At 30.7% G+C, this 6815-nt stretch carries 4 protein-coding genes; all 4 read left to right on the top strand.

Annotated elements, in window-relative coordinates:
• On the top strand, positions 1-2199 hold a 2199-nt coding region (locus ACSV4D_RS17895), incomplete at its 5' end, for a hypothetical protein (RefSeq protein ID WP_439229354.1).
• 11 nt (positions 2200-2210) lie between these two features.
• Positions 2211-4592 (top strand): Plug domain-containing protein, encoded by a 2382-nt coding sequence (locus ACSV4D_RS17890; protein ID WP_439229353.1) that lies wholly within the window; start codon positions 2211-2213, stop codon positions 4590-4592.
• Positions 4593-4624: 32 nt separating this feature from the next.
• Entirely contained in the window at positions 4625-5830 is a 1206-nt protein-coding gene (locus tag ACSV4D_RS17885) for a carboxypeptidase-like regulatory domain-containing protein (RefSeq protein WP_439229352.1), read from the top strand.
• Positions 5831-5853: 23 nt separating this feature from the next.
• A partial coding sequence (locus ACSV4D_RS17880) for a hypothetical protein (protein WP_439229351.1) occupies positions 5854-6815 on the top strand: 962 nt, incomplete at its 3' end.

Here is a 6815-nt window from a genome sequence, read left to right as displayed (position 1 = left end):
TTAATTTCATCTGAAGCTAAAATCATTGCCCGAAATAAAACCAATTTAGAAATGGGTTTAGGTCACGGTGATTTTCAGTTACAGGATTCTCTTGATGTAAAATCCGGAAAGTATCAATTAAGAGCTTATACCAATTGGAATCGGAATTTTGGAGAAGACTTTGTGTTTAAAAAAGATATTGAAATTATAGATGTTTTTGAGTCGAAAGAAAATACAAAAGTGGCTCAAAAATCGGTTTTGGAAACTCAAAAATCGAATAGGGAAGTCGCCAAACAAAATGCTTTTAAAGTTGAATTCTTTCCCGAAGGTGGTTCACTTTTAGAGAATGTCGCCAGTATTGTTGGATTTAAAGCAGTGGATTTAAATGGAAGACCAATTGAAATTAAAGGTGAATTATTGGATTCCAATAACGAATTGGTTACCACTTTTGAAAGCGTTCACGATGGTATGGGAAAATTCCAAATGGTACCGATGGAAGGCAAAACCTATTATGCAAAAATTAAAACTTCAACAGGATCAGAACTTCGTCAAGAGTTTCCTAACGTTCTTAAACAAGGTTATTTACTTAATTTCAGAACAATAAAAGAGAGAAATATTGTAAGCATAACAACCAATCATGCAACTTTAGCACAAAATTCGAATGCATTTCTTACTGTAGTTTGCAAAGCAAAAGGAATTTCGTATTTAGAAGCTACCCAAACGCTTACTGAAACCACTTTGTCTTTTGAATTACCAAAAGACAAAACTCCCGAAGGGATTAGTCAAATTACTTTGTTAGACAGCACCAATAAACCACATAGCGAGCGATTGATTTACATTGAAAAAGAACATGATTTAGAAGTAGAACTTTCAACAGATAAACCAACATATCAACCGGAAGAAAAAGCATCGATTTCTGTTTCTTCTAAATCAAAATCCGGAGAAGGAAAATCAGCCAGTTTTTCGTTGAGTGTAACCGATACGAACGGAGTTGAAAACGATAATTTCGAGTCGAATATAATTTCGTATTTCTTGATGGAATCAGACATTAGAGGAAAAATACATCATCCGGGTTATTATTTTGATGCAACCAATCCCAAACGATTAGAACATTTAGACAATTTATTGTTGACCCAAGGCTGGCGTGATTTTGTATGGAAAAACATACAAAAATCTGACGAAACTAACAGTTTTAAAGTAGAAAAAGGAATCACCATTTCAGGAAGAGTTAAGCAGGTGTTTTCTGATAAACCATTAGTGAATAATAATTTGACTTTGGCTTTAATGAGTAAAAAGAATCATGGAATTTTTAATGCAATTACAGATTCTGTAGGTCGTTTTCAATTTGAAAACCTTATGTTTTCTGATAAAGCAAGTATGTACTTAAATAATGTAAATGAAAAAGGAAAATTCCGAGGGGAAATCGTTTTAGATTCCATTGAACGTGCTCCAATGTTTGTTAGGTTAAAAAAGAAAATCATTCTTTTGCCTGAAACAACTCATTCGGTTGTTAAAAATGTATCTAAAAAATATATTGCTTTTGGAATAAAACCGGAGAATATGTTGAAAGAAGTTGAAGTGAAGGCTAATAAAAACAAAATAAACCCATTTTATGGAGTTCCTGATTATACTTTTAAGGTAAATAAAATAGAAGCCAATAAGTTTTATAATTTTATTGATTATCTGGAACAAGAATTAAGAGGCGTTGTTTCTGTTAATTATGACAGTATTGTTGCAAAAGATGCATCTAAATTACCTTTTGCAATATTAATAGATGGTTTTCAGGCGGTAAGTGGAGATCAATTGCTTTCAGTTTCCCCTGATGAAGCTCTTAGAATAGAAGTTGTAAGTGGATGGCATATAGCGGCACTATACGGTAGTTATACTCTTGTTTCTATTTTTACAAGTGCAAAAGATGGTCAACGTAAAAAAATAGTTCCTGTATATGCTGTTAAGAAAGAACTAGAAGGCTTTTACACCGCAAGAGTTTTTTATTCGCCAGATCCTGAAAAACCAAATCCAGAATTAGATAAAAATGCAGCTATAAGAAATACTATTTATTGGAATCCTTATGTACATCCTGATAAAACAGGTAATACGACTGTGAATTATTTTAATACTAAAGTAGAAACAAAAGTAAAAGTAGCTCTGGAAGGGATTACTGGTAGCGGAATTCCTGTGGTTAAAAAGATGTATTATCAGATTAAAAATAATCAGTAAGATAGAATTATATGATTCAAAATAAAAAAACACTTTGCTTCTTATTGTTTTTATTATCAATTGTTTCTTTTAATGCACAGGACAAAAAAACAATTCCTGATATTGAAAAAATCTATCTTCATACCGATCGATCCACTTATTTTGTTGGCGAAGATTTATGGTACAAAGCTTATAATGTAAGAGCTTCTAATAACTTGCTTTTTGATAACAGTAACATTTTATATGTCGAATTAATTTCGGATGATTCAAAAATGATTGCCCGAAATAAAACCAATTTAGAAATGGGTTTAGGTCACGGTGATTTTCAATTAGTAGATTCTGTTGGAGTAAAACCGGGGATTTATCAACTTAGAGCTTATACGAATTGGAACCGGAATTTTGGAGAAGAGTTTGTTTTCAAAAAAGACATTGAAATTATAGATGTCTTTGAAGAGCATTCCCAATCACAGTCAAAACATACTATTTCAGAGAATCAGACTAAAAATATAAGAAAGAAAACCCAAAGTAATTTTAAAGTTGATTTTTTCCCCGAAGGTGGTTCACTTTTAGAGAATGTAGCCAGCTTTGTTGGTTTTAAGGCAGTTGATAGTAACGGAAAACCAATTGAAATTAAAGGTGAATTATTGGATTCCAATAATGAATTAGTAACAGCTTTTGAAAGTGTACATGATGGAATGGGAAAATTCCAAATGGTACCGATGGAAGGCAAAACCTATTATGCAAAAATTAAAACACTATCCGGGGAAGAATTGAAAACAGAATTACCAAATGTTTTTCAGCAAGGGTATTTAATCAGTTTCAGAACAATTAAAGGAAAAAACATCATCAGTATAACAACGAACGAGATAACTTTATCTCAAAATTCTAATGCGTTCCTTACTGTAGTTTGCAAAGCAAAAGGAATTCCATATTTGGAAACCACACAAACGTTAACCGAAACGAGTTTATCTTTTGAATTACCAAAAGACAAAACACCTAACGGCATCAGCCAGATTACATTATTCGACAATACTAATAAACCCCAAAGTGAGCGCTTGATTTATATTACAAAAGAACATGATTTAGACGTTCAGCTTTTGACAGATAGTAATACTTACGAACCTAATGAAAAAACTATAGTTTATGTTTCTACTGTATCAAAAGATGGCACGCCAAAATCAGCCAGCTTTTCATTGAGTGTCACCGATACAAACGGAGTTGAAGAAGATAATTTTGAATCCAACATCTGTTCTTATTTTCTGATGGAATCTGACATTAGAGGAAAAATACATCATCCGGGTTATTATTTTGACAATAATAATCCAAAACGATTAGACCATTTAGATAATTTACTGTTGACCCAAGGCTGGCGGGATTTTGTATGGAAAACTACTCCAAAAGTTAATGAAAAGAATTTGTTCAAACCAGAAAAAGGAATCACCATTTCAGGTAGAGTGAAGGAGGTTTTTTCTGACAAACCATTGATAAATAACAATCTGACTTTGGCTTTAATGAATAAAAAGAATAGCATTTTTCTTAGCGCAATTACGGATTCAATGGGTCGATTCGAATTTAAGAATTTGATGTTTTTTGATAAAACGAATATGTATTTGAATAGTGTAAATGAAAAAGGGAAATTCAGAGGTGAAATGGTTTTGGATTCGATTGAACGGGCTCCAATTCCTGTAAGATTAAAAAAAGAGCTATTTCTTTTGCCTGAAACAAAGCAGATTACTGAAAATGTATTGAATAAATTTACAGCTTTTGGAGTAAAACCAGAGAATGTTTTGAATGAAGTTGTAGTTAAATCTAAGAATAAGTATTGGCAACCAGTGTATTACAAGAATCCTTTTAGTACTTACACCCCTGATATAGTAACAAAAACATTAGTTTCTATTTGGGATGTATTGGAGATAGTTCCTGGTATTTGGGTTAAGGATAGATTTGATAGGGATTTACGCGTTGTTGGTGAAAAGGATGTTCCAAGTATATTGGTAAATGGTTTTGGCGTTTATAATTATGACTTAGATTATATTTTACCTAATGAAATTGTAAAAATTGAGGTAGTAAGAGAACTAGGTGTACCTATTATTTCAATTTTTATAAATAGAAATTGGAACGATAAACCTAAAAAAGTCCCCGTTTATTCTGTAAAACAAGAAATAGAAGGTTTTTCTACAGCCCGTATTTTTTACTCGCCAGATCCTGAAAAACCAAATCCCATGTCGGATAAAAATGCAGCAGTTAGAAATACGATTTATTGGAATCCTTTTGTCCATCCCGATGGGACAGGTGAAACAAGTATTGATTATTACAATACCAATGTTGAAACTAAATTAAAAGTGGCATTGGAGGGAATTACTGCTCATGGAATTCCTGTGGTAAAAACAACGTATTATTCGATTAAAAAATAAGTTCTGACGGTCATTTTAAGAAAATAGAAAGAATGAGAAAAATAAAAAATTGCTTTAGGATTATTATATTATTTAACAGTATCATTTCCTATTCTCAAAACAGAGAAATTTTGATATTAGACAGTGCAACTAAATTGCCTGTTGAAACCGTAAATATTTATTATCCGGAAATTCAGGAAGGTACTTTTACTAATTCTGATGGAAAAGCAACAATAAATATTCGGGAATATGATTTAAGAATTTCACATATAGCTTATCAGGAAAAAATAATTAATTCTAAAGAATTACAAAACTTAAACACTCTTTATTTAACTCCAAAATCAGTTATTCTGGATGAGGTCATTGTGAGTTCTTTTAATATAACCAAAGCACTAAAGTATGTACTTGAAAACTATGAAAATTTATATGAAAATCAGCCTTTTGAAAAAGAATGTAATTTTAAAGAAACATTATCTATTGATAATAATCTCAAGCGATTGATAGTAACTAAAGTCAATTGGTGGAGTAGAAGCTATAACTACAGACAGTTAAGAGACTTAAAGTTACGTTTAGGTTCAATAGATTTTAATATCAATAACCCTATGGATATTTTTACAGATATTCCTAAAGAAAATATACCTTCAAATAGTGGTTTTATTGACACAAAAAATCTAATTAACAATGTCTATTTGAATATTTTTCTAATTAATTTCATAAAAATCAATCCTAAACTTAATTTTATTATTGAAAATTCTTCTGCAAATGAAATACTAGTTTCCTTTACATCAGACTGGAAAAAGAGGTATACTTATTCTTTTAGAAGTAAAGGGAAAATTATATTCGATAAAGAGACTAAAGCAATCATTTCATTTACAAATGAAGTCGAAAATAAAAATAGAGTTACTAAAAGTTATACTATAAGAGCTAATAAAGAATTCTCGTATGAGACTATTAGTTCTAGTTCAATATTAAATTTTCAAAAAAATAAAAATAACAAATGGACAGTAAACTCATTTGAAGTCAGTGCCGATTTTAATATCACCTACAATGATGTAAAACATAATGGAAATATCAAAAATAATTTATATGTCCTAAAAAATACTCAAATAAAAAAAGTTAAGAATGCAGGTCTTATCAATTTGTCAAAACCGATATATCAAAATCTTCCTAAAGATATTGTTACAAATTCAAACGCTATATTATTATCTGAGGAGGAAAGAAATTTTATTGATGTAAATGATGTTGTTAAAAATAAATGAATTCAACTTTTAAAATACTGTTTATGCAAAAAGATTTTATCATTAATAAAAAATATGTTTTAGGATTTTTAGGGAGTATTTTTTTTCTTCCTTTTTGGGTTCAGGCACAAAATATTCAAAATAGTTATGATATTGAAAAAATCTATCTTCATACCGATCGATTAACTTATTTTATAGGTGAGGATTTATGGTATAAAGCGTATAATGTTCGGGCTACGAATAATTTACTTTTTGATAACAGTAATATTCTATATGTAGAATTAATTTCAGCTGATGCTAAAATCATTGCCCGAAATAAAACCAATTTAGAAATGGGTTTAGGTCACGGTGATTTTCAATTACAGGATTCTCTTGGAGTAACATCAGGAAAATATCAATTAAGAGCTTATACGAACTGGAATCGGAATTTTGGAGAAGACTTTGTATTCAAAAAAGATATTGAAATTATAGATGTTTTTGAGTCGAAAGAAAATACAAAAGTTGCTCAAAAATCGGTTTTGGAAACTCAAAAATCGAATAGGGAAGTCGCTAAGCAAAATTCTTATAAAGTTGAATTCTTCCCTGAAGGCGGTTCACTTTTAGAAAACGTGTCCAGCGTTGTTGGTTTTAAAGCGGTTGATAGTAACGGAAAACCAATTGAAATTAAAGGAGAATTATTGGATTCCAATAACGAATTAGTAACAGCTTTTGAAAGCGTTCACGATGGTATGGGTAAATTGCAATTTGTACCTATGGAAGGAAAAAGCTATTATGCAAAGGTTAAATCTCCATCCGGAGAAGAACTGAAAACAGGACTTCCCAATGTTCTTCAGCAAGGCTATTTAATCAGTTTCAGAACAATTAAAGGAAAAAACATCATCAGTATAACAACGAACGAGATAACTTTAGCAAAAAATCCTAATGCGTTCCTTACTGTAGTTTGCAAAGCAAAAGGAATCTCGTATTTGGAAACCACACAAACTTTAAACGAAACGAGTTTATCTTT

Source organism: Flavobacterium sp. ARAG 55.4 (assembly GCF_051846875.1).
GTDB classification, from domain to species: domain Bacteria; phylum Bacteroidota; class Bacteroidia; order Flavobacteriales; family Flavobacteriaceae; genus Flavobacterium; species Flavobacterium plantiphilum.
Note: the sequence above shows the minus strand (reverse complement) of the source record. Positions and strands in the feature narration are given on the sequence as shown.

Bases quoted from the DNA above. Each gene is read 5' to 3' on its own strand.
- ACSV4D_RS17885 (WP_439229352.1), top strand. From the start codon at position 4,625: ATGAGAAAAATAAAAAATTGCTTTAGGATTATTATATTATTTAACAGT.
- ACSV4D_RS17890 (WP_439229353.1), top strand. From the start codon at position 2,211: ATGATTCAAAATAAAAAAACACTTTGCTTCTTATTGTTTTTATTATCA.